24 protein-coding genes, 1 other RNA gene and 1 pseudogene are annotated in these 22,921 nt (G+C 63.9%); 18 read left to right on the plus strand and 8 right to left on the minus strand.

Annotated features, from left to right (window positions below; all coding sequences use genetic code 11):
* Positions 1–116: 116 nt before the first annotated feature.
* A complete protein-coding gene (locus FJ974_RS13080) occupies positions 117–4,103 on the plus strand; it encodes an AsmA-like C-terminal region-containing protein (protein ID WP_140530379.1) in 3,987 nt (1,328 codons plus the stop codon).
* A 50-nt stretch (positions 4,104–4,153) separates the two neighbouring features.
* Here FJ974_RS13080 and FJ974_RS13085 read toward each other — a convergent pair whose 3' ends face one another.
* Positions 4,154–4,585 (minus strand): MarR family winged helix-turn-helix transcriptional regulator, encoded by a 432-nt coding sequence (locus tag FJ974_RS13085; protein ID WP_140530382.1) that lies wholly within the window; start codon positions 4,583–4,585, stop codon positions 4,154–4,156.
* A 168-nt stretch (positions 4,586–4,753) separates the two neighbouring features.
* Between FJ974_RS13085 and FJ974_RS13090 the strand changes: the two genes are divergently transcribed.
* Both FJ974_RS13090 and FJ974_RS13095 read left to right on the plus strand, forming a co-directional pair.
* Positions 4,754–6,559: a chloride channel protein gene (locus FJ974_RS13090; protein WP_140530384.1), complete on the plus strand. Its 1,806-nt coding sequence runs from the start codon at positions 4,754–4,756 to the stop codon at positions 6,557–6,559.
* A 62-nt stretch (positions 6,560–6,621) separates the two neighbouring features.
* Complete coding sequence (locus FJ974_RS13095) at positions 6,622–6,903, plus strand: hypothetical protein (protein WP_140530387.1); 282 nt, start codon at positions 6,622–6,624, stop codon at positions 6,901–6,903.
* A gap of 93 nt (positions 6,904–6,996) precedes the next feature.
* On the opposite strand, the gene FJ974_RS13100 is transcribed toward FJ974_RS13095, so the two are convergent.
* From FJ974_RS13100 to FJ974_RS13115, 4 genes are all read right to left on the minus strand, one after another.
* Positions 6,997–7,224 (minus strand): ribbon-helix-helix domain-containing protein, encoded by a 228-nt coding sequence (locus tag FJ974_RS13100; RefSeq protein WP_140530390.1) that lies wholly within the window; start codon positions 7,222–7,224, stop codon positions 6,997–6,999.
* 8 nt (positions 7,225–7,232) lie between these two features.
* Positions 7,233–7,430 (minus strand): DUF4169 family protein, encoded by a 198-nt coding sequence (locus tag FJ974_RS13105; protein WP_140530392.1) that lies wholly within the window; start codon positions 7,428–7,430, stop codon positions 7,233–7,235.
* A gap of 9 nt (positions 7,431–7,439) precedes the next feature.
* Positions 7,440–7,964: an SspB family protein gene (locus tag FJ974_RS13110; RefSeq protein ID WP_140530395.1), complete on the minus strand. Its 525-nt coding sequence runs from the start codon at positions 7,962–7,964 to the stop codon at positions 7,440–7,442.
* Positions 7,965–8,080: 116 nt separating this feature from the next.
* Positions 8,081–8,764: a TetR/AcrR family transcriptional regulator gene (locus FJ974_RS13115; protein ID WP_140530397.1), complete on the minus strand. Its 684-nt coding sequence runs from the start codon at positions 8,762–8,764 to the stop codon at positions 8,081–8,083.
* A 238-nt stretch (positions 8,765–9,002) separates the two neighbouring features.
* Between FJ974_RS13115 and FJ974_RS13120 the strand changes: the two genes are divergently transcribed.
* The gene (locus FJ974_RS13120) at positions 9,003–10,208 is read left to right on the plus strand and encodes a multidrug effflux MFS transporter (RefSeq protein ID WP_140530399.1); all 1,206 of its coding nucleotides are present in this window, start codon (positions 9,003–9,005) and stop codon (positions 10,206–10,208) included.
* A gap of 108 nt (positions 10,209–10,316) precedes the next feature.
* Here the strand turns inward: FJ974_RS13120 and ssrA are convergent.
* Positions 10,317–10,677: a transfer-messenger RNA gene (ssrA, locus tag FJ974_RS13125) on the minus strand.
* 168 nt (positions 10,678–10,845) lie between these two features.
* Here ssrA and FJ974_RS13130 point away from each other — a divergent pair.
* The 4 genes from FJ974_RS13130 to FJ974_RS13145 all read left to right on the plus strand — a co-directional run bounded on the left by FJ974_RS13130 (position 10,846) and on the right by FJ974_RS13145 (position 12,881).
* Positions 10,846–11,157, plus strand: a complete 312-nt coding sequence (locus FJ974_RS13130) for a DUF2853 family protein (protein ID WP_140530401.1) — start codon at positions 10,846–10,848, stop codon at positions 11,155–11,157.
* A 139-nt stretch (positions 11,158–11,296) separates the two neighbouring features.
* Positions 11,297–12,091: a thymidylate synthase gene (locus tag FJ974_RS13135; RefSeq protein WP_140530894.1), complete on the plus strand. Its 795-nt coding sequence runs from the start codon at positions 11,297–11,299 to the stop codon at positions 12,089–12,091.
* Positions 12,088–12,507, plus strand: a complete 420-nt coding sequence (locus tag FJ974_RS13140; RefSeq protein WP_140530403.1) for a HEPN domain-containing protein — start codon at positions 12,088–12,090, stop codon at positions 12,505–12,507. The genes FJ974_RS13135 and FJ974_RS13140 overlap by 4 nt, the downstream gene beginning before the upstream one ends.
* Complete coding sequence (locus tag FJ974_RS13145) at positions 12,486–12,881, plus strand: hypothetical protein (protein WP_140530405.1); 396 nt, start codon at positions 12,486–12,488, stop codon at positions 12,879–12,881. The genes FJ974_RS13140 and FJ974_RS13145 overlap by 22 nt, the downstream gene beginning before the upstream one ends.
* Positions 12,882–12,894: 13 nt before the next feature.
* Here the strand turns inward: FJ974_RS13145 and FJ974_RS13150 are convergent.
* A pseudogene (locus FJ974_RS13150) lies at positions 12,895–13,103 on the minus strand (TOBE domain-containing protein).
* Between the two features lie 166 nt (positions 13,104–13,269).
* Here FJ974_RS13150 and modA point away from each other — a divergent pair.
* The 4 genes from modA (at position 13,270) to FJ974_RS13170 (ending at position 16,318) form a co-directional block, all read left to right on the plus strand.
* Positions 13,270–14,064, plus strand: coding sequence for a molybdate ABC transporter substrate-binding protein (modA, locus tag FJ974_RS13155; protein ID WP_140530408.1), 795 nt, complete (start codon positions 13,270–13,272; stop codon positions 14,062–14,064).
* Between the two features lie 19 nt (positions 14,065–14,083).
* A complete protein-coding gene (gene modB, locus FJ974_RS13160) occupies positions 14,084–14,788 on the plus strand; it encodes a molybdate ABC transporter permease subunit (protein WP_140530411.1) in 705 nt (234 codons plus the stop codon).
* Complete coding sequence (gene modC / locus FJ974_RS13165) at positions 14,785–15,897, plus strand: molybdenum ABC transporter ATP-binding protein (RefSeq protein WP_140530414.1); 1,113 nt, start codon at positions 14,785–14,787, stop codon at positions 15,895–15,897. The genes modB and modC overlap by 4 nt, the downstream gene beginning before the upstream one ends.
* A 79-nt stretch (positions 15,898–15,976) precedes the next feature.
* Positions 15,977–16,318: a winged helix-turn-helix domain-containing protein gene (locus tag FJ974_RS13170; protein WP_140530416.1), complete on the plus strand. Its 342-nt coding sequence runs from the start codon at positions 15,977–15,979 to the stop codon at positions 16,316–16,318.
* A gap of 12 nt (positions 16,319–16,330) precedes the next feature.
* Here FJ974_RS13170 and cobF read toward each other — a convergent pair whose 3' ends face one another.
* A complete protein-coding gene (gene cobF / locus FJ974_RS13175; RefSeq protein WP_140530419.1) occupies positions 16,331–17,104 on the minus strand; it encodes a precorrin-6A synthase (deacetylating) in 774 nt (257 codons plus the stop codon).
* A gap of 137 nt (positions 17,105–17,241) precedes the next feature.
* On the opposite strand from cobF, the gene FJ974_RS13180 reads away from it, so the two are divergent.
* The 6 genes from FJ974_RS13180 (at position 17,242) to FJ974_RS13205 (ending at position 22,909) form a co-directional block, all read left to right on the plus strand.
* Positions 17,242–18,243: a DUF4424 domain-containing protein gene (locus FJ974_RS13180; RefSeq protein ID WP_140530422.1), complete on the plus strand. Its 1,002-nt coding sequence runs from the start codon at positions 17,242–17,244 to the stop codon at positions 18,241–18,243.
* Positions 18,243–18,761 (plus strand): dihydrofolate reductase, encoded by a 519-nt coding sequence (locus FJ974_RS13185; RefSeq protein WP_140530425.1) that lies wholly within the window; start codon positions 18,243–18,245, stop codon positions 18,759–18,761. The genes FJ974_RS13180 and FJ974_RS13185 overlap by 1 nt, the downstream gene beginning before the upstream one ends.
* Positions 18,762–18,903: 142 nt before the next feature.
* Entirely contained in the window at positions 18,904–20,016 is a 1,113-nt protein-coding gene (hflK, locus tag FJ974_RS13190) for an FtsH protease activity modulator HflK (RefSeq protein ID WP_140530427.1), read from the plus strand.
* Complete coding sequence (gene hflC, locus FJ974_RS13195; protein ID WP_140530430.1) at positions 20,016–20,987, plus strand: protease modulator HflC; 972 nt, start codon at positions 20,016–20,018, stop codon at positions 20,985–20,987. The genes hflK and hflC overlap by 1 nt, the downstream gene beginning before the upstream one ends.
* 6 nt (positions 20,988–20,993) lie before the next feature.
* The gene (locus tag FJ974_RS13200; RefSeq protein WP_140530432.1) at positions 20,994–21,179 is read left to right on the plus strand and encodes a DUF2065 domain-containing protein; all 186 of its coding nucleotides are present in this window, start codon (positions 20,994–20,996) and stop codon (positions 21,177–21,179) included.
* Between the two features lie 209 nt (positions 21,180–21,388).
* Positions 21,389–22,909: a DegQ family serine endoprotease gene (locus FJ974_RS13205; RefSeq protein WP_140530435.1), complete on the plus strand. Its 1,521-nt coding sequence runs from the start codon at positions 21,389–21,391 to the stop codon at positions 22,907–22,909.
* Positions 22,910–22,921: the final 12 nt, after the last annotated feature.

The raw sequence follows: 22,921 nt of genomic DNA on the forward strand, positions 1-22,921 counted from the left end.
GTCGCACAACACCGGGCGCCGCCAGGACTTGCGCGTCAAGAGAGCCGAATTGCCTCTTTATCGACACGCGGATGCGGGTAGAGTGCGGCTGACTTCAACCTGACGCTCTGGAGAAGATGCTCGCACGCCTGTTCGTGATTGTCGGTGGCCTGTTCGTGCTGGTGCTGTGCGCGGCGCTGGTGGTGCCGTATTTTGTCGACTGGACGGGCTATCGCGCCGACTTCGAGCGCGAGGCAAGCGCCGTGCTCGGCCGCAAGGTGACGGTGAGGGGCGATGCGACCGCCAGGCTTTTGCCCTTTCCGTCGGTGACCTTCTCGAATGTCGAGGTCGCGGGCGGGGCCGGCGGACAGCCGGCCATGACGATGGAGACTTTCTCCATGGATGCCGAGCTTGCGCCGTTCCTGCGCGGCGAGCTGCTGATCTTCGACATGCGGCTGGTGCATCCGAAAGCGATCATCGACGTCGCCGCCAACGGCACCGTCGACTGGGCGATGCGGCCATCCTCGCCCTTCGATCCCGGCCAGATCTCGATCGAGAAGCTGACGGTGACTGAAGGGCAAATCGAGCTGCGCCACGCAGCGGGCGGGCGCAGCCACTTCATCTCCGAGATCAACTCGACCGTTTCGGCCAAATCGCTCGCCGGCCCCTGGCGCATGGATGGATCGCTGCGCTTCGACGGCCTGCGCACGGAAGTCACGGCCTCGACCGGCAGGGTCGAAGCCGACGGGCAGATGCGGCTGCGGCTGAAGGCCGATCCGGATGCCTATCCGCTGGTCATCGAAACCGACGGCAATGCCGGCCTCATCAAGGGCGCGGCGGTCTATTCCGGCCAGTTCAAGATTTCATATTCCGACAAGAATGGCGCCGACCGGAATTCGGCCGAACTGCGCGGCACCGACGGCGAGCCGGTCAAGGTCAGCACCGGCAAGCCCGACCCGGGCTTTCGGCTGAACGGCAAATTTGCCCTCGACCACCAGAGGCTCGGCGTGGACGAGTTCCGCTTCGAGACCGGACCGCTCGACAATCCCTATACCGCGGACGGCAAGGCCTCGGTCGATCTCGGCGCCAAACCGCATTTCTCGATCGAGGCGAGCGGCGCGCAGGTCCAGTTCGACGAGGCGGTGGGTGCCGCCGCCGGAACCGGGCTGACGCTCGACCAGCGCATCACAGCACTTGAGCAGACGCTGCTTCATATGCCGAAACCGACGATACCGGGCACCGTCGAAGTCAAGCTGCCGGCAGTGGTCGCCGGCGACACGACGGTGCGCGACGTACGACTGTCGGCGGAGCCGGTCGAAGGCGGCTGGTCGGTCAAGTCGCTTGCCGCGACGCTGCCCGGCCGCGCGACGCTCGAGGCCGACGGCATGCTGAGCGTCCAGGATCGATTCGGCTTCACCGGGTCGCTGCTGCTTGCGGTCGGGCAGCCCTCCGGCTTCGCCGCCTGGCTGTCCAAGGATGTCGACGAGGCGATCCGCCGCCTGCCGGCCGCCGGCTTCAAGGCCAAGGTCGATCTCAGCGAGAACCGGCAGAAGTTCAGCGATCTCGAACTGATCCTCGGCAAAGCGAAATTCTCGGGCCAGATCGATTCCAGCCAGCCCGACGGCGCCAGGCCCTCGGTGCTGATGCGGCTGGAGGGCGGCGATCTCGATGTCGACGGACTGGCCGCCTTCGCTTCGCTCTTCGTCAGCGACAAGGGCGCCAATCGTTTCTCCGACCGCGACCTCGATTTTGAGATCAAGGCGGGACCGGTCAGCGCCGGCGGGCTGACCGCCGATACGGTGGACACGGCGCTGAGGCTGCGCCAGGGGCTGCTCGAAATCGACCGGCTGTCGGTCGGCGGGCTTGCCGGCGCATCGATCAGCGCCACCGGCCGGATCAAGGATTTTCCGCAAAGCCCGACCGGCAAGCTCGACGCTTCGGTCGTTGCCGTCGACCTGAAGCCGCTGATCGACATCGCGGCGCAGCACTATCCCGACAATCGGTTGCTCAAGGGTCTGGCGGCCAGGGTGGCCGCCTATCCCGAACTGTTCCAGGACGCCCGCATCGATCTGGTGACCAGCGCCGCCGACAATGGCGACGGCACCACCGGGCTGGCGCTCTCCGCGCAGGGGCGGGCGGGCGGCTCGGCCTTTTCGGCTTCGCTCTCCGGCAAGGGCACGGCCGATCGTTTGCCCGAGGCGCCGGTTTCGCTCACCTTCAACGCAAGGAACGATAACGCCGCCACGCTGCTTGCGCTCTACGGCCTGCCGTCGCTGCCGCTTGGCATGCTCGGCCATGCGGCCACCGACGTCTCGGCGAAAGGCACGCTCGGCGGCGGCCTGGCGACCAGCTTCAGCCTGACGGCCGACGATTTCTCGGCCGGCTTCAACGGCACCGTCGCCGACACACAGCAGGGCGCCACTGCCAAGGGCAAGGTCAGCCTGGTCGCCTCCGACATCGAGCCGTGGCTGATGACGACCGGCATCGGCCTGCCCGGCATGGGGACCGGAACCTCGACGTCGCTCGCCGCCGATGCCGATTTCGGCAACGGCTTGCTGGTGCTGAGCGGCCTCACCGGCGCCATCGACAAGGCGGCGGTGTCCGGCGACGTCAATGTCGACATCAAGGACGGGCTGCCGCATCTCGCCGGCGCGCTGGCGCTCGACAAGCTCGACCTCGATCCGCTGGCGGTCTCCCTGTTCGGCGACCAGTCCTTCACGGCCGCCAAGGGCGGCTGGCCGACCGCGCCGTTCAGCCAGAAATCCAGCCTGCCGTTCAGTGCGGATCTCGATCTCAATGCGACCGCATTGGCCGCCGGGCCATTCGCCGCGGCGCATGATGCGTCCTTGTCGCTGAAGCTCGACCGGGAAGGCATCCATGTCTCGGACCTGAAGGCCAAGCTCTACGGCGGCGCGCTGACCGGCCTGTTCGAACTCAAGAACACCGAGGGAACCGGCCTGTTTTCGGGCCAGATGAAGCTCGCCGGCGGCGATCTCGCGGCCGTGCTGCCAGGCGCCGGCGTGAGCGGCAGCGGCGATATTTCGGCGGCGCTGTCGACCAGCGGCAAGTCGGTGGATGCCATGATTGCCGCCTTGTCGGGATCCGGCACGGCCGCGCTGAAAGGCTTGAATATCGCCGGCATCAATCCCGACGGCTTCGCCGCCATCATCGCCAAAGCCGACGCCATCGGGCGCGACATCGATGCCGCCAAGACCGCCGGTTTCGCGCCGCAGATCGCCGGGGACGGCAGTTTCGCCGCCGGTGATGCGGACGTCGCTTTCACCGTCGCCGGCGGTATACTGCGGGCGCCGCCGATAAGCTTCAACAATCCGGCAGCTACGTTGTCGGCCGATGTTACCGCCGACCTCAATGCCAGCACCGTTTCCGCCACGGGTGCGATTACTTACCGTCCCGGCGACGAGGCGCTGGTCGGGTCCGAACCGGCGGTGAATTTCAGCGTGGCAGGCCCTCTCGGCGCCGCCAGGCCGCAGTTCGACAGCGATCCCCTGGCGCAATTCCTGACCCAGCGCGCGCTGGAGAAGGAGCAGCAGCGCGTCGAGGCGATGCAGGCGGCACTGCTCGAAAAGCAGAGGCTGCGGCGCGAGGTACGCTACTACGCGGCGTTGCAGACCGAGCGCGACCGTGCGGCGGAGGAATTGCGCCGACAGGAGGAAGAGGCGCGGCAGAAGGCCGAGGCCGAAGCCAGGGCAAAAGCCGAAGCGGAGGCGCAGGCTGAAGCGGAAGCGAAGGCCAAGGCGGAGGAAGAGGCAAGGGCCAAGTCTGAGGCCGACGCGGAAGCCCAAGCCAAGGCGGAAGCGGACGCCAAAGCTCAGGCAGAGGCGGAGGCGCAAGCTAAGGCGGCGGCTGAAGCAAGGGCAGAGGCGGATGCCAAGGCCAAGGCGGAGCAACAGGCCGCCGAGGACGCGGCCAAAGCCCGGGCCGAGGCGCAACGCAAGAAGGCCGAGCAAGCGAGGCTGGAGGCCGAGCGCAAGGCGGCTGAGCAGGCGCCAAAGGTCGACCGGTCGCTTCCCGGCGTCAATGACGGTTCGGCTCCAGAGCCGCCGAAACCCAAGGCCAATCCGTTCACGATCGACAATCTCCTGAAATCGCTGGACGGCGGCTGACGCTTGTCGGTTCAGCGTACCGCGCGTTCAGCAATTTGGCGGCGCCCGGCTTACGTCGGCTCCTGACGAAAAAGCAGGCGCCGCAGCATCGGCTCGATCCGCGACAGTTCGTCGAGATGGGCGGCCGATAGATCGGCGAGGCGATCGTCGGCGAGCGGGGTGAGCTGCAGCAGCACGCGGCGCTGGTCGGCTTTGTCCTGATCCCGCGTCACCAGCCCGGCCTCGCCAAGGCGGTTCACCAGTTCGACGGCGCTGTGATGGCGGATGCGCAACCGCTCCGCCAGATCGCCGATCGTTACCGGTCCGCCGCCGGGATATCCCTTGATCGCCAGCAGCGCCTGATGCTGGCGCGGGGTCAGGCCGGCATCGTGCGCCTGGATCTGGCTGAATTCCAGAAAGCGGCGGATCAGGTAGCGGAACTCCGACAGCCGCTGGTAGTCGGCCTGGCTGATGGCGGGACGTGGTTTCTTTGGCGGCGTCATATCCCGACTTATGGTGCTTTCCCGCGAAAGCTCAACGGCCCGGCGCAGTCCTTGCCTAAAATGACGCGGTGCGGCGGGCGAGAACGGCCTTGAAGATTTATATCGTATTACGATATGAAGCCGCCGGACACCGAACGGCGCATGCGCCATCAGAAAGTCGAGATCCCCATGAAATCCGCTCACGCCGGCAACGGCCATCTCCGCGACTTCACCACCGATCCGCGGGTGCTGCTGATTGCGGCCATCGCAATCGTGGTCGCGACGGCAGGGCTGTTTGCCGGCATCGTGCTGCTGAAGCTCATCCGGCTCGCCACCAACATCGCCTATTTCGGCCAGTTCACACTGGCCGAGCTGAGACTGGAAGACACCCCGCTCGGCTATGCCTCGATCATCGTGCCGGTGATCGGTGCGCTGATCATCGGGCTGATGGCGCGTTTCGGCAGCGAGAAGATCCGCGGCCACGGCATTCCCGAGGCCATCGAGGCGATCCTGCTCGGGCGCTCGCGGCTCGATGCCAAGGTGGCGGTGCTGAAGCCGCTGTCGTCGGCGATCTCGATCGGCTCCGGCGGGCCGTTCGGCGCCGAGGGGCCGATCATCATGACCGGCGGCGCCATCGGTTCGCTGATCGCGCAGATGCTGCCGGTCAGCGACAATGAGCGCAAGACTTTGCTGGTGGCGGGTGCCGCGGCCGGCATGACGACGGTGTTCGGTACGCCGATCGCCGCCATCATGCTGGCGGTCGAGCTGCTTCTGTTCGAATGGACGCCGCGCAGCTTCATTCCGGTCGCCGTGGCCGCAGTCGTTGCCGAGGTCGAGCGCACCTTGCTGCACCTGCCGGGCCCGATCTTCCCGTTCACCGGCAGTATGGAGCCGTCGCTCGCCGGGCTGGGCGGCTGGGTGCTGGTCGGCATTGCCGCCGGCTTGCTGTCCGGGCTGCTGACGCAGATGGTCTACCGTTGCGAGGACGCCTTCCAGAAACTGCCCATTCATTGGATGTGGTGGCCGATGATCGGCGGCCTCGTAGTCGGCATCGGCGGCCTGATCGAACCGCAGGCGCTCGGCGTTGGTTACGACAACATCGCCAATATGCTGGATGGCCGCACGGTAGCGACTGCTGCGCTCCTGCTGCTGGTGGTCAAGGCAATCATCTGGTCGGTGGCGCTGGGTTCCGGCACGTCGGGCGGCGTGCTGGCGCCGCTGTTGATCATGGGCGGCGCTATGGGGGCGGTCCTTTCAGGCATCCTGCCCGAGGCGAGTCCAGGCTTCTGGCCGCTGCTGGCGATGGCTGCGACCATGGGCGGCACCATGCGCGCGCCGCTTACCGCGACCTTCTTTGCCACCGAGCTCACCGGCAACACGCATGTCCTGGTGCCGCTGATCGCTGCCTGCGCCACCGCCCATGCCGTCACCGTGCTGTTGATGAAGCGCTCGATCCTGACCGAGAAGGTGGCGCGGCGCGGGCATCATCTGGTCCGCGAATACCGCGTCGATCCCTTCGCGCTGACCAGGGTCCGTGAAGTGATGACCACCAAGGTCGAGAGCGTGCCGGCGAATATGACGCTGCATGGCGCGGCCGCGTTCCTGACCGCGCCGGACACGCGGCATCCGAGTTTCCCGGTGATCAACGAAGAGGGGCATGTGCTGGGCGTCATCGACCCGCCGGCGATCCTGCGCTGGCGCCGTGCCGGCATGCACCGAAAGGCGACGCTCGGCGAATTGCTGGCCGGCAGCAAGGTCACGCTCGCCTATCCGGACGAATATCTGGAAGGACTTTCCGACAAGCTGCTCTTGGCCAACGTCTCGCATCTGCCGGTCGTGTCGCGCGAGGACGCGCGGCTGGTCGGCTATGTCGGCTGGAAGGATTTGATGCGGGTGCGTTCGAAAAAGCTGGCGGAAGAGCGCGACCGTTCCGCCTTGCTCAGCTTCGGCGCCCGGCGCAAAGGGCCGCAGAGCGTCAGCGATACTGCCGGCTAGAGCGGTCCAACTTTTATAGAATGGCTGTTCGTGTCTCAGTTCGAATTTTGCTTCGATAGAACATGGCGCAGGAGCGAGGTGATATAAGGCTCAATCTCAAGCCGATGAGCCGTGGAGAGGACGGTTGTCCAAGTGTCTTGCGGCTCACAGCCAGAAGCAATCATGCTTGGCGCATTATGGAGCGCGTCAGCAAGCATCCGAGCTTTGTCGAGATTATCGGTCGCACGAATTTCGACGAGAACAATATGCAGAATCCGCAGGATGGTGTCGTTGGTGATCGGCTGGGGATCAGTCAATTGGGCAACTTTCTTTTTGCACGGGAAAGCTTGCCCCGGCTTCAGTGACTACCGGATGGCCGGCTCGCTCGAACTATTTTCCTTACGCAATTCCGGACGGAAAACCGCTAGGCGTCTTTGGTGGAATTGCTCCGGGGCCTGTCAAGATGCCTTGCCGCCGCGCTTGGCCCAGGCCAACACATAGAGCCTGAGCGCGGAGGAGAGATTGGCGTCGCGGCTCCGCGTTTCGTCGATTTCCGCGACTAGTGCGGCCAGCGACAGCGAGCGCGACGCGGCGATGGCGACGAGATCGTCGTAGAAGGGCTTTTCCAGGGAAAAGCTGGTGCGATGACCGCGGATCGTCACCGAGCGTTTTTCGACCGCGGTCATCGCGGCGCTCAGCGTTCGTCCTTATCGCCGAGTTTCTCGCGGCGATGGTCGGCGACGAACTTTTCCGCCTTGTCGGCGCTCAGCCGGTCGCGCTGGCGCTCGGCCCTGGAGCGGCCGTGCAGTGCCCGGTTCTCACCAGCCAGGCGTTCCTTCTCGATGCGCGCTTTCTGCTTGCGGGCCTGGCGGAGATTGACGACCTCGCCCATTTCGCCGCTTCACTTCTTGCGGAAGGCGTCGAGCGAAACCACGTCGGCGCCCTTGCCGCCGGTCTCGGCGACGGCCGTCTTCTTTTCGACCTCGGCGGCCTTCTTCTTCGATTCGGGCTTTTTCTCCGGCACGACGGCCGGTGCCGGTGCTGCGATCTCTTCTTCCGCCGCGCTCTCAGTCTTGACGTCGAATTCGAGCTCGAAATTGACCGAGGGATCGTAGAAGCCGCGCACGGCGGAGAAGGGTATTTCGAGTTTTTCGGGAACGTCGGAGAAGGAGAGCCCGACCTCGAAGCCGGTTTCGGTGACTTTCAGGTCCCAGTACTGGAACTGGATGACGATGGTCATCTGCTCCGGATAGCGCTCGCGCAGCCTTGACGACACGCGCACGCCCGGCGCGCCGGTCAGGAAGGTGATGAAGAAGTGGTGGTTGCCGGGAAGGCCGGTGCGCGCGACTTCGGCCAGGACCTTGCGCATGACGCCGCGCAGAGCCTCCTGGGCCAGAATATCGTAGCGGATGTGATCGTCGGCCATGTGACGGTCGGGTTCCGTTGAATCGTCCGCATAGCTGTAATCAAGCTTGGGCGCGGCGTAAACCGGATATAGGCGCGAAGCGCTCAGGCCAAGAGGGGTGCCAGCAATTTCGTCGCTCAGGCGTGGGTCAGCGAGGACTGCTTGATGGCCGGTACCTTCTGTCTGCCGAAGGCGCGCAGGAAGGTGTGAACGCCATTTGTCGCCGACTGCAGCACCTCGTGCTCTGTCGGCGTGCCGCCAAGCATGAAAATTATCTGCAGCTCCGCGTTCACGAGCGCCAGGAACTGGCGCGCCGCTACATCCGGATCCTCGATCGAGAGGTGGCCGGCATAAGCGAGCCGGGCGAAGCGGGCGGCAAGCGCCGACCAGGTCCGGCCAGGGCCTCGTTCGCGCCACTCGGCAAAGAGCTCGGGATAGCGCCCGCCTTCGGCCTGGATCAGCTTTCGCAGGAAACGGCCGTCGCGGCTGCAGATGCAATTTTGGTTCATGCGCACGGCAAAGGCGATCAGGTCGGCCTCGAGATCGCGCGGCTGGTCGGGGAAGGTGGCGATGGTGGCGAAGATGCCGGCATTGCACCGTTCCGTCAGGTCGCGCACGACCGCCATGAAGAGCTTTTCCTTGTCGCCATGGTGATTGTAGACGGTCTGGCGCGAGACGCCCGCCTCGGCGGCGATCAGGTCGATATTGGCGCCGGCATAACCTTCGCGGCAGAAAACGGAAGCGGCGGCGTCGACCACCGAGATGCGCTTGGCCTCGTGGCTGCGTGGCGGGAAGGTGTCAGGAGAGACACTCGATTTCATGAAAAACTATATAGCGGTGATTGACGAGTTGGACAAGACTGTCTAAATTTGTGGACACAATAAAATGGCAATCCGCGCCTCTTGGACGAATAAATTCGCTTTGAAGAGACGAATAAATTCGCTCTCAAGAGACGAATAAATTCGCTCTCTGATGTCGGGTTTCCATGGGATGGAACGTCCTGGGGTTAGACGCCGGTTCTTTTCGCCGCGGCAAACCAGATCCGAAAGAAGCGCTATCATGAGTCCCAAATTCCTCCGCATCGCGGTCGTGCTCGGCTTGTTGTCCGCAATCGGCCCCTTCGCCATCGACATGTATCTCCCCGCGCTGCCCTCGATCGGCGAGGATCTCAAGGCCGGCACCGCTGCCGTGCAGATGAGCCTTCTGATCTTCTTCCTGTCGATGGGCTTCGGCCAGATCGTCGTCGGGCCCATCTCCGACATGGTCGGCCGCAAGTTGCCGCTCTATGGCGGCCTGGCGCTGTTCATGGTCGGCGGGGTCGGCTCGGCGATGGCGCCGACCATCGAGTGGCTGATCGCCTTCCGCTTCCTGCAGGGCCTCGGCGCCAGCGCCGGCATGGCCATACCGCGCGCCATCGTGCGCGACCTGCACACTGGCAACGAGGCCGCCAAGCTGATGTCGCTGCTGATGCTGGTGTTTTCGGTGTCGCCGATCCTGGCGCCACTGACCGGCAGCCAGATCATCGAGAATTTCGGCTGGCGCGCCGTGTTCTGGACGGTGACGGGCGCCGCGGTACTGGCCACCATCCTGCTCGCGACCTCGCTCAAGGAAACGCGACCGGTCGAGGAGCGCGCCGGCTCGTCCTTCGGCACGGCGCTTGCCGGCTACCGGTTCCTGATGGGCGACCGCAACTTCCTCGGGCTGACGGCGATCGCCGGCTTCGGCATCGCCAGCTTCTTCGTCTACCTGTCGAGCTCGTCCTTCATCCTGATCGATCATTATGGGCTGTCGCCGTCGGTCTACAGCGTGTTCTTCTCGATAAATGCGGTGGCCTTCATCGGCATGTCGCAGCTGACCGGAATGCTAGCGGAGCGGTTCGGGCTGAAGCGCGTCGTCTGGGTAGCGGTGACGGGTTATGCCACGACGATGGTGGCGCTGTTCGCGATCATGGCTTCCGGCGTCGACCGGCTCGATGTGATGGCCGCGCTGCTCTTCGTCGGCTACGGCTTTCTTGGCCTGGTCATTCCGACGACCTCGGTTCTGGCCATGGAGGAGCATGGCGAGATCGCCGGCACCGCCTCGGCGTTGATGGGCACGCTGCATTTCGCCATCGGCGCGCTCGCCATGGGCGTCGCCGGCATCTTCTTCGACGGCACGCCGTTGCCGATGGTTGCCGGCATCACGCTCTGTGCGGTGATCTCGTTCACGCTGGCCAAGGTCACGCTTGGCCGTGCGCGGGAAACGGTGGAAGCGCCAGCGGAGTAAAGCATCATGAAAAAGGCCGGGCCTGCCGGGCCTTTTTCATGATCGCGAGAGTTTCAGGACCGCAGGCCGTTCGGTTGAACGGCGGCGGGGGGCATAAAAGAGGGGGAAGGTGGAGGTTTCTGTTGCCAGGTACCTCCGAACCCCGCCTAGAAGTGCGAACCCCTAGGGCTTGATTTGAAGCGTTCGCGCCGCATTAAGCAGCGAGACGAGCTTCCGCATAGTTGTCGTTGGCAACTATAAGTTTAGCCCGATAACGGTGGTACAATGCCGGGCAAAAGTACGATCTTTACACCTTCGTCGATCCTATTTCGCCCCCAGCAAAAGCCGCTCCTTTTGAACGAGCGGTTTTTGGTGGAGGCGCCGGGTACCGCCCCCGGGTCCGAACGGCTTATTTCATCGCCTGTTTATCGCCATAGTCGGTCAAGCCGACAAAGCGAATATAGGAACCCGTCATGGAAAATGAAAGGCCGCATCCGACTTTGTCCCTATGTCAAAATGGACCCGCCGAGGGTTGACTTGCTCGCGCGCTCAACCGAAGCTTCGCAGGCGGTGAGGAGTTTCAGACCTAGCGCGTAGGTTGCGTAGCGCGCCACAGCCCTCATCGATCGGATCCGTGGCGCCGACGAGGGGAAGTTTGATGGCCGACTATCTTGCGGATGTGAAGAAATACGACGCCGGCGCCAGCGCCGATGCGGTCGAGAAGATCGTCAAGCATCTGGGCATCGCGCTCAGGAACCGCGATTCCTCGTTGGTGTCCTGCACGGATCCGAAGGAGCTCGAGCGGGTCCGGGAAAGCTGGGTTGCCAAGAAACTCGGTGTTGCCGACGCCGGCAAGGCGGATGCCTCGATCGAGAAAGTCTGCAAGGCAATGGCGGCCGACCACACCAAGAACCGGGTGACGTTCTATTATCTGGTGGCGAAGGATCTCGGCAAGCTGGGTTCGCTCTGAACCAATACCGCCACGGCCGCCGGCGACATCGTGCCGGCGCCGTCCCCCATCCGAACGCGATCCGCGCACGGTTTTGGTGTGTTCGGCCGGCGGTTGGTCGGCTATTATGGCCGGCGATCCCGAATCGAGGGCGAAGCCGATGCGCCAATATCTCGACCTGTTGAAGCATGTGCTGGAGAACGGCGCCGATCGCGGCGACCGCACCGGCACCGGCACGCGCTCCGTGTTCGGCTGCCAGATGCGCTTCGACCTGTCGCGCGGCTTTCCCGTCACCACCACCAAGAAGCTGCATCTGAAATCGATCATCCACGAGCTTTTGTGGTTCCTGGCCGGCGACACCAATGTCAAATATCTCAACGACAACGGCGTCACCATCTGGGACGAATGGGCCGACAAAAATGGCGATCTCGGTCCAGTCTACGGCAAGCAATGGCGTTCATGGCCGGACGGACATGGCGGCGGGATCGACCAGATCGCGGGCCTTCTCATGGAGATACGCAAGAATCCCAATTCGCGCCGGCTGATCGTCTCGGCCTGGAATCCGGCCGAAGTCGAGGCGATGGCGCTGCCGCCCTGTCATTGCCTGTTCCAGTTCTACGTCTCGGAAGGCAGGCTTTCCTGCCAGCTCTACCAACGCTCGGCCGATATTTTCCTCGGCGTGCCGTTCAACATCGCCTCCTACGCCCTGTTGACGCTTATGGTGGCGCAGGTGACCGGGCTCAAGCCCGGCGATTTCGTCCATACGCTGGGCGACGCGCATCTCTACGCGAACCATTTCGAGCAGGCGCGCGAACAGCTTGGGCGCACGCCGAAGCCGCTGCCGACGATGTGGATCAACCCGGAGGTGAAGGACCTCTTTGCCTTCCGCTTCGAGGATTTCCGCCTCGAAAATTACGTCGCCGACGCCAACATCAAGGCGCCGATCGCGGTATGACGCTGGAAAGGACCACGCTCCAGGCGATCGCCAACGCAAAGCTGCAAGACGCAGAGCTTTTATTTCAAAACGAGCGCTACTCGAACGCCTACTATCTCTTCGGCTATGCCGCAGAGATTGCCATCAAGTCGCGTATTTCGAGGCTTTTTCAATCTGATACGATTCCTGACAAGAAATTCGTCCAAGATATTCATAGCCATGATCTCAACAGGCTTATAGGGTTGGCTGGTTTGTCTGCAGATCTCACCGAAAGCCGGATCGCATCGCCGGTTTTCGATGGCCATTGGTCGGCAGTCTCAGATTGGAATGAGGCTTCTCGCTACGATATAATAGATGTGTTTGAGGCGACGGCGATGCGAAACGCCATGGTCGACGAAGTGCAAGGAATATTCAGATGGCTTCAGGAGCGTTGGTAAGGACCGACATCGATGCCGGCATCAACTTAATTCGTGCTCTTGACGAAAAAGGTTTTGGGGTTGCGGCCGCGCTCTGGTTGTACAACAGCGATGTCGACAATTGGCGTATGATTATAGCGTATCGCGGCCCTCGAAAGGACCTTGAAAAAAAATACCTCGATGCGGCAACTATTGCCGCTGATTGGCGCAACTTACATCCAGAGGAATCAATTTTAGATCTTAGTAAGGTAAAAATAACATCGGCGGACGACCGGCTTATCGCCGGTTTAGGTATTGCAATGCGAGTTGATGGTCTTGGTGAAGTGCGATTTTCCCACAACACCATCAACGGCATATATGTCGAAGACGCCTTGATCCACAGGCTTGCCGCCTGAGCCACTGACGTGCTCAGTCGATACCGACCATCACGTCCGATGCCTTGATCACGGCATAAGCGGCTTGCCCATTTCCAGCTTGAGGTCGGCGGCCGCCTCGTTGGTGATCGAGACGGTGACGATGGCGCCGCCTCCGATATCGATCTTGACATGCGAGGTGGTCGCTCCCTTGACGATCTCGGTGATCGTTCCCTTGAGCATGTTGCGGGCGCTGATCTTCATGCGTCTCTCCTGACCTTCGCTGTGTCTGCTGGCTTCATCGTAGGCTGCGAAGATCCCGCCGTACAATGCGCGCAACAGGTGAAAAGCCTTCCTTTGTTATATTCATCCGGATATATCGGTTGGCAGGCTTCGCGCCGATCGGCATTCAAACGCAGGAAGAGAGTTCATGACGGGCAAAGGTTTTGGATTGAGAGCAATGGCCGTCGGCGGTTTCGCGGCGGCGCTGATGGCGGCGATGCCGGCTGCCCATGCCGACGACAAGGTGATCGTGTTCGCTGCGGCCAGCCTCAAGGATGCGCTTGATGCGGTCAACAAGGCCTGCGAGCACGAGGTCGGCGAAGCCGCGACCATTTCCTATGCGGCGAGCTCGGCGCTTGCCAAACAGATCGAGGGCGGCGCGCCGGCCGACGTCTTCATCTCGGCCGACCTCGACTGGATGAAGTATCTGTCGGACAAGAAGCTGACCAGGCCGGACACTGAAGTGAAGCTGCTCGGCAACCGGATCGTGCTGGTGGCGCCGAAGGACTCCACGGCCGAAATCAAGGTCGAGAAAGGCTTCGACCTCGCCAGGCTCATCGGCGATGGAAGGCTCGCCATGGGCGATTTCAAGGCCGTGCCGGCCGGCAAATATGGCAAGGCGGCGCTGGAATCGCTGGGCGTCTGGTCGTCGATCGAGAGCAAGGTGGCGCAGGCCGAGAACGTCCGCGCCGCGCTTAAGCTGGTCTCGACGGGCGAGGCCCCGCTCGGCATCGTCTACGCCACCGACGCGCATGCCGAGGAGGGCGTCAAGGTGGTCGGCACCTTCCCCGAGGATTCGCACCCGCCGATCATCTATCCGATTGCCCAGACGGCGGATTCGAAGGACAAGGATACGACCGCCTTCCTGAAGTGCGTCGAGTCCGGCAAGGCGGCGGACCTGTTCAAGGAGCAGGGTTTCACGGTGCTCACACCGAGCAATTGAGAAGGCCTTCAATCGCAATATGAATTGGCTGCTGGACCTCACTCCCGACGAATGGAATGCGGTCCGGCTGTCCATCAAGGTGGCGACGGTGGCGATGATCGCCAGCCTGCCGCCAGGCATAGCGATCGCGCTGGTGCTGGCGCGTGGCCGGTTCTGGGGCAAGACCCTGCTCAACGGGCTCGTGCACCTGCCGCTGATCCTGCCGCCGGTGGTTACCGGTTATCTTTTGCTGCTCACCTTCGGCAGGCGCGGGCCGGCGGGCGCCTTCCTTGCCGAGCATTTCGGGATCGTCTTTTCGTTCCGCTGGACGGGGGCGGCACTTGCCTGCGGCGTCATGGGTTTTCCGCTGATGGTGCGGGCGATCCGGTTGTCAATCGAGGCGGTCGACCGCAAGATGGAGGCGGCTGCCGGCACGCTCGGCGCCAATCCGCTGTGGGTGTTCGGCACCATCACACTGCCGCTGATCCTGCCGGGCCTGATCGCCGGCGCCATCCTGTCCTTCGCCAAGGCGATGGGGGAGTTCGGCGCCACGATCACCTTCGTCTCCAACATCCCCAACGAGACGCAGACGCTGCCTTCGGCAATCTACACCTTCACCCAGGTGCCCGGCGGTGACGCCGGCGCGCTGAGGCTGACGCTGATTTCGATCGTCATCTCGATGGTCGCGCTCGTGGCCTCGGAGGTTCTGGCGCGGCGGGTGGGCAGGCGGATGGACATCGAATGACGCTTGCGGTCGATATCCGCCACCGGCTGGGCGATTTCGCACTCGAGGCGAATTTCGAGAGCGCCGGCCGGCTGACGGCGCTGTTCGGGCCGTCGGGCTCCGGCAAGTCGACGCTGATCAACCTGATCGCCGGGCTGATCCGCCCTGAAAAGGGGCGCATCGCTGCCGACGGCCGCGTGCTGGTCGACGTCGCCGCCGGCATCTTCGTGCCGGTGCACAAGCGGCGGATCGGCATGGTATTCCAGGACGCGCGGCTGTTCCCGCATATGAGCGTCGCCGGCAATTTGCGCTACGGCCGTTGGTTCACGCCATCAGCCGAGCGCTATGCCAATATCGACGCCGTGGTCGACCTGCTCGGCATTGGTCATCTGCTCGACCGGCGGCCGGCGAAACTGTCGGGCGGCGAAAAGCAGCGGGTGGCGATCGGCCGCGCCTTGCTTGCCAGCCCGAAGCTGCTGCTGATGGACGAGCCGCTGGCCTCGCTCGACGATGCGCGCAAGGCGGAGATCCTGCCCTATATCGAGCGGCTGCGCGACGAGACCAAGATCCCGATCGTCTATGTCAGCCATTCCGTCGCCGAGGTGGCGCGGCTGGCCAGCGACGTCGTGGTGCTGGCGCAAGGCGAAGTCATGGCCTCCGGCCCGACCACTGCGATCATGCAGCGGCTCGACCTGCTGCCGGAGGCGGAGCGCGGCGAGGGCGGCGCGGTGCTGGACACCAGGGTGCTGCGCCATGACGAGGCCTTCGGCATGAGCATCCTTGGCTCGCTGGCGGGCGAGATCCGTGTGCCGCGACTGGCGATACCGGCGGGCGCGCCGGTCCGCATCCGCATTCGTGCCCGCGATGTCATGATCGCCACCCAACAGCCGGTCGGGCTCAGCGCGCTCAATATATTGGCGGGAACGATTACGGCGGTCAGGCCTGGCGTCGGGCCCACGGTGGAAATCGCCATCGACTGCAACGGCGCAATCGTGCTGGCGCGCATTACAGAGCAGTCAAAGCAGACGCTGCGGCTGAAGCTTGGCGGCAAGGTCTTTGCGGTGATCAAGACAGTGAGCTTCGACCAGGCAAACACCGGCGCAGGCCTCCCTGCCGAGGCCGATGGTTGACCAAAGGACAATGTCGCTATGTTGGTTTGGAATAGCGCCAGGGCCGCAGAGGAGGTAATCTGATCGCGGAGGAGCAGAGATGCCGTCGCTGAGCTTGCGCATAAACCTCGATCCCGACGGCCGCATCGGGCCGGGCAAGATCGAGTTGCTGGAGCAGATCGCCGCCTTCGGCTCGATCTCCGCCGCCGCGCGCGGCATGGAGATGTCCTATAAGCACGCCTGGGACCTCGTCGAGGACATGAACAGGGTGTTCGGCAAGCCGCTGGTGGCTGCACAGACCGGAGGCAAGAAAGGCGGCGGCGCCCAGCTCACGCCGGTTGGCCTGGCCGTCGTCAGCCGCTTCCGCGCCATCGAGCGGGCGGCAAGTTCGGCGGCCGCCACGCATATGGCTGCGCTGCAGGCCGAAATCGACGCCGGCTGAGAATAGCTCGTCTTATTCCTCCGGCTCGTCCGGCTTGCGCAGCAGGTAGGTGTCCATGATCCAGCCCTTCCTTCGACGGGCTTCCTCGCGGATTTTTTCTATCTCGGCGCCGACATCGCCGAGCCGGCCGGACAGGATGATTTCATCCTCCGTGCCGAGATAGGCTCCCCACTGGATGAAGACATCCCTGTCGGCCAGCGTGTTGAAGGCGCATTTGCCGTCGAGCATCACCACCGTCGAGCCGGCATTGGCGGGCAGGCCCTCCTCGGACAGGCGGCGGCCGGTGGTAACCAGGATCGAATCGCCAATGCGGTTGAGCGCGGTCGCATGGGCGGCGGCAAGCGCCTGGATCGCGGTGATGCCCGGGATGATTTCAAGCTCGAACGCGACATTGCCTCTCTGGCGCACCCGCTCGAGAATGCGCAGCGCGCTGTCGTAGAGCGAAGGATCGCCCCAGATCAGGAAGGCGCCGCAGCCATCTTCGGCAAGCTCGTCGCGGATCAGCCCTTCATAAATCGACGCGATCGCCTCGTGCCAGTCATCGACGGTCGCGCGATAGGAAGAAGAAGGCTCGGCCCGCACCGGCACGTCGAACTCGACCCGGCGCGATTGCGGATTGGTGACGAAGCGGTCGCAAATATGCCGGCGCAACCCGGCGAGATCGCTCTTCCTGGCGCCCTTGTCGGGAATGAACAGCACGTCGGCGCGGTTCAGGCCGTTGATGGCCTGGACCGTCATGTGCTCGGGATTGCCGGCGCCGATGCCGATGACGAGAAGCTTGCGCATGAGCGCTCTCCTGCCCGATCGCGATCTGTGTGTCCAGATCGCTGCTGGTGCCAGACCGGCTCCTATGCGGGAAGGGCTTTGAAACACCGGGCCGACCGGGTAGGTTGGCCGCGGCATTGCCGCGAAAGGGGATTTTCATGTTCCGCACCGTTCTGATCGCAGCCCTCACGCTCGCGGCCGCGCCGGCCTTCGCCAATGATTCGGTCGCCGAGCTCGGCACCGGCGGGCTGATCCTGTCGCGCAGCGATGCGGTGGCCATGCAAAGCGAGGATCTCTTCATCTCGCCGGAAAAGGTGACGGTCGACTATGTCTTCCACAACAACACCGACAAGGATGTCGACGCCATCGTTGCCTTCCCGATGCCCGATATTTCGGGCGATCCCGAGGAAATGCCGGCAATCCCTGAAAACCAGAGCGACAATTTTCTCGGCTTCGAGGTGACGATCGACGGCGCGCCTGCCAAGCCGCAGCTCGAGCAGAAAGTGTTCGCGCTCGGCATCGACATCAGCGAAGACCTGAAGGCGCAGAATGTGCCGTTCAACCCGTTCGGCGACGCGGCAAAGGCGGCGCTGGCGAAGCTGCCGAAGGCGGTTGCCGAAGACTGGGAGAACCGCGGCATCGTCATCCAGGACGCCTCCAGCGACCCGGGCACCACGCCTTCCTACTCGCCGTTCTGGCAGTTGCGTTCGACCTATTGGTGGCGCTCGACCTTTCCGGCCAACAAGGACGTTCACGTTTCGCACCGCTACAGGCCGAGCGTCGGCGGCACGTCATCGGTCAGTTTCTTTTATGACGGCAAATTCCAGGGCCAGTACGAAACCTACAAGAGCCGCTATTGCATGGACCAGACATTCGAGAACGCGGTGCGCAAGGAGGCCAAGGACAATCCGGACGGCTATCCGAAATACTACGAAAGCCGCATTGCCTATATCCTGACCACGGGCGGCAACTGGGCGGCCGGCAGCATCGGCAAGTTCAAGCTGACCGTCGAGAAGGGCAATCCGAAGGCGCTGGTCTCGTTCTGCGGCGACAATGTCAGAAAGACCGGGCCGACCAGCTTCGAGATGACGGCCGATGATTACTATCCCGAGCACGACATCGACATCCTGATCCTCGAGCCGTCGGACAGCGCGAACTGATGGATATCGCGATCTATGTCGCCATTGCCCAGAATGGCGTGATCGGGCGCGACGGGGGCCTGCCGTGGCGGCTTTCCACCGATCTCAAGCGCTTCAAGGCCGACACGATGGGCAAGCCGATCATCATGGGCCGCAAGACCTATGAAGGCATCGGCCGGCCGCTGCCCGGCCGCCTCAACATCGTGGTGACGCGCGACAAGGGCTGGCGCGCCGACGGCATCGAGGTCGCCCATTCGCTCGATGAGGCAATTACGCTGGCCAGGGTGCGCGGCCGCTGCATGGCCGGCGCGGAGGAAATCTGCGTCGTCGGCGGCGGCGAAATCTATGCCCAGGCGCTGCCGCTTGCCGATCGCCTGCATGTCACCCATGTGCTGGCCACGGTCGACGGCGACGCGCATTTCCCGCCGATCGACCCCGCAATCTGGCGGATCGTCCGCGCGCAAGATTTTCCGGCGGGCGAAAAGGACAGCCACGCGACGCGCTATACTGTCTATGAGAGGCGGGGCGAGGGTCATTGAGACGACAAAGGGTCGCTGCCGGCCCAAATCGGACGGTGCGGACAGCAGATCGCGTTGAAAGCGCGTCAAGGCGTCCCTATAGAAGTACGAGATTAGGATTGCGCCGTAAGGCCTTGAGGGAATCCCGAGCGAAAGGACATTCATGCCCTGGAACGACAAGAGCGGTGGCGGCGGCCCTTGGGGCGGCGGCGGCAATCAGGGACCCTGGGGGCAGGGGCCGAAGGGGCCGAGCGGCCCTCCCGGTTCGCCTCCCGACCTCGAAGACATCATCCGCCGCGGCCAGGACAGGCTGCGGCGTGCGCTTCCCGGCGGCGGTGGCGCCAGTCCGGCTGTTTTCGGGCTGATCGCGCTGGCGCTGGTGGTGCTGTGGACCTTCAAGGCAGTCTATACCGTGCAGCCGGACGAGGTCGCGGTCGAATTGCGCTTCGGCAAGCCGAAGGCCGAACTTTCGCAGCCCGGCCTGCATTTCCACTGGTGGCCGATCGAAACGGTCGAGACGGCCAAGATCTCCGAGCAACTGGTCAGCATCGGCGGCGGTTCGGGCACGACTTCGGGCCTCATGCTCTCCGGCGACCAGAACATCGTCAACGTGCAGTTCTCGGTGGCCTACCAGGTCTCCGATCCACGGGCCTATCTGTTCGACGTCTCCGATCCCGACGGCATGCTGACGCAAGTGGCCGAGAGCGCCATGCGCGAAGCGGTCGGCCGGCGGCCGGCGCAGGACATCTTCCGCGACGATCGCCAGGGCATCGCGGCCGCGGTGCGCGAGATCATCCAGACGACGCTCGACGGCTACAAGGCCGGTTTGCAGGTCAACGCGATCTCGATCGAGGACGCAGCACCGCCGCGCGAAGTGGCGGATGCCTTCGACGAAGTGCAGCGCGCCGAGCAGGACGAGGACAAGTTCGTCGAGCAGGCCAACCAATATTCCAACCAGAAGCTCGGCCAGGCGCGCGGCGCAGCGGCCCAGATCCGCGAGGACGCGGCCGCCTACAAGAACCGCGTCGTGCAGGAGGCGGAAGGCGAGGCGCAGCGCTTCATCTCCGTCTACAACGAATACGCCAAGGCGCCCGACGTGACGCGCAAGCGGCTTTATCTGGAAACGATGGAGAGGATCCTGAAGGACTCGAATAAGGTCGTCGTCGAACAGGGCAACGGGCAGGGCGTGCTTCCCTATCTGCCGTTGCCGGCACTGCAGCCGAAGGCGCCGCCGGCGCCGGCCCCCATGGGCGCCACGACGGGAGGTAACCAGTGATGGCCAACCGTCTTCCCATCATTGCCGTCCTCGCGGCGGTCCTCCTGTTCCTGCTCTATTCCTCGGTGTTCGTAGTCAATGCGGGCCAGCAGGCGATCGTGCTCAGGTTCGGCGAGATCATCGACGTCAAGAGCGAGCCCGGCATCTACTTCAAGGCGCCATTCGCCTTCTTCGACGCCGACAGCGTCCAGATGATCGAGAGGCGGGTGATGCGCTTCGACCTGGACAATATCCGCGTCCAGGTCTCCGGCGGCAAGTTCTACGAGGTCGATGCCTTCATCGCCTACCGCATCTCGGATCCGCGCACCTTCCGCGCCGCGGTATCCGGCCAGGTGGAACTCGCCGAAGCCAGGTTGAAGACGCGCCTCGATGCGGCGCTGCGCCGCGTCTACGGTCTGCGCGACTTCGAGGCGGCACTCTCCGAGGAGCGCGCCGTGATGATGCGCGAAGTACGCGATCAGCTGCGGCCCGACGCCACCTCGCTCGGCCTCGATATCGAGGACGTGCGCATCCGCAGGACGGATCTGACCGCGGAAGTCTCGCAGCAGACCTACGACCGCATGAAGGCCGAGCGCCTGGCCGAAGCCGAGCGGCTCAGGGCACGCGGCAACGAGGCGGCGCAGCGCATCAGGGCAAGAGCCGACCGCGAGGTCGTCGAGATCGTCGCCGAGGCGCAGAAGGAATCGGAGATCCTGCGCGGCGAGGGCGAGGCGCAGCGCAGCGCCACCTTCGCCGATGCCTATAAGCGCGATCCGGCCTTCTTCGATTTCTATCGCTCGATGAATGCCTATGGCACGGCCCTGGACAACAGCGGAACGACCATGGTGCTGTCGCCCGAGTCCGAGTTCTTCCGCTACTTCCGTGATCCGGCAAGCAAGCCAGGTCCCGGACAGCCGGCGGCATCGCTACCGGCACCGGCCGGGTCTACCGCGCCCGCTGCCCCGGCCACACAACCCAGCACCGCCCAGTAGCGGGCGGTGCAGGATTTCCTGGCGGCAATCGGCCTGGTGCTGGTCGTCGAAGGCATTGTCTGTGGCGGGTTTCCGGGCCTGGCCCGGAAACTGGCGGCAGAGGTGCTGTCGATGCCGGAGAATATGCTGCGGCTCGGCGGGCTGGCGGCGATCGCCGTCGGCGTCGGTATTGTCTGGCTGGTCCGCGGCTAGTTGTTTGTTTTTACGCAATTCCGGACGGAAAACCGCTGCGCACTTTTCCTGGAATTGCTCGAGTGAAAATTCCTTGGTGCCGCGGCGATTGACGTTTTATCTTCCACCGATAGCTATAGCCGCAAACGCGCCTTATTTCTTACCAACATGACAGGACACGGCGTTTTTGCGGAAGCGCTTTTCCAGTTCAGAAACACCGGGAGGCCACGATGATATCCCACACCCTGTTGCGCGCGGCACGGCGCACGCTGTTCGCCGGCGCCACGGCATTCGTCGTCGGCACGCTTGCCGTACCGTCCTTCGTCAGCCCGACGGTGGCGGCGGACGGTCCGCCCTCGGTCGCCGATCTCGCCCAGGGCCTGCTTGGCGCGGTGGTCAACATCTCGACCTCGCAGACCGTGAAAGGCACGGAGGGTCCTGGCGCGGTGCCGATGCCGCAGCTCCCCGAAGGCTCGCCCTTCCAGGACTTTTTCGATGACTTCTTCAAGAACCGCGGCGGCGACAAGGGTGGTGGCGGCCAGAAAGTGCAGTCGCTCGGTTCCGGCTTCGTCATCGATGCCGAACAGGGCATCGTTGTGACCAACAACCACGTCATTGCCGATGCCGACGATATCGAGGTGAATTTCTCCGACGGCGTGACGCTGAAGGCGACGCTTGTCGGCACTGATACCAAGACAGACGTCGCGGTGCTGAAGGTCGATCCGAAGGGCCACAAGCTGACGGCGGTGAAGTTCGGCGATTCTACCAAAATGCGCGTCGGCGACTGGGTGATGGCGATCGGCAATCCGTTCGGCCTCGGCGGTACGGTGACGGTCGGCATCGTCTCGGCGCGTAACCGCGACATCAATTCCGGTCCCTATGATGACTTCATCCAGACGGATGCGGCCATCAATCGCGGCAATTCCGGCGGTCCGCTGTTCAATAGCGCCGGCGAGGTCATCGGCATCAACACGGCGATCATCTCGCCGTCGGGCGGCTCGATCGGCATCGGCTTCTCCATCCCCTCGCAGCTTGCCTCCGGCGTCGTCGACCAGCTTCGCCAGTTTGGCGAGACGCGGCGCGGCTGGCTTGGCGTGCGCATCCAGCCGGTGACGGACGACATTGCCGAAAGCCTCGGCATGGCGACCGCCAAAGGCGCGCTGGTCGCCGGCGTCATCAAGGGCGGCCCGGTCGACAATGGCACCGTGCAGGCCGGCGACGTCATCATCAAGTTCGACGGCAAGGACATCCACGAGATGCGCGACCTGCCGCGCGTGGTCGCCGAAAGCCAGGTCGGCAAGGCGGTCGATGTCGTGATCGTGCGTAAGGGCGTCGAGCAGACGGTGAAGGTGACGCTCGGTCGGCTCGAGGATGGCGAGAAACTGGCCAGCGGCGGTGAAAACGGCAACACCGATCAGGGCAAGGGCGACAAGGCGACGCCTCCGGTATCGTCGGCTTCCGTGCTCGGCATGACGATCGGCGAGCTCAATGACCAGACAAGGCAGAAATTCGGCATCGCGGCCGATGTCTCCGGCGTCGTGGTCACCGACGTCGCCAAGAATTCGGCGGCCGCCGAGCGCGGCATCCAGCCGGGCGAGGTGATCACCGAGATCGCGCAGGAGTCGGTCGGCACGCCGAAGGACGTCATGGACCGGATCGGTGCGCTGAAGGAACAGGGGCGCAAGAACGCGCTGCTGATGCTTGCGTCCAAGACCGGCGAATTGCGCTTCGTGACGATCCGGATGGATTGATTCCGGAGATAC

Origin of the sequence: Mesorhizobium sp. B1-1-8 (genome assembly GCF_006442795.2) — a bacterium.
Taxonomy (GTDB): Bacteria; Pseudomonadota; Alphaproteobacteria; order Rhizobiales; family Rhizobiaceae; genus Mesorhizobium.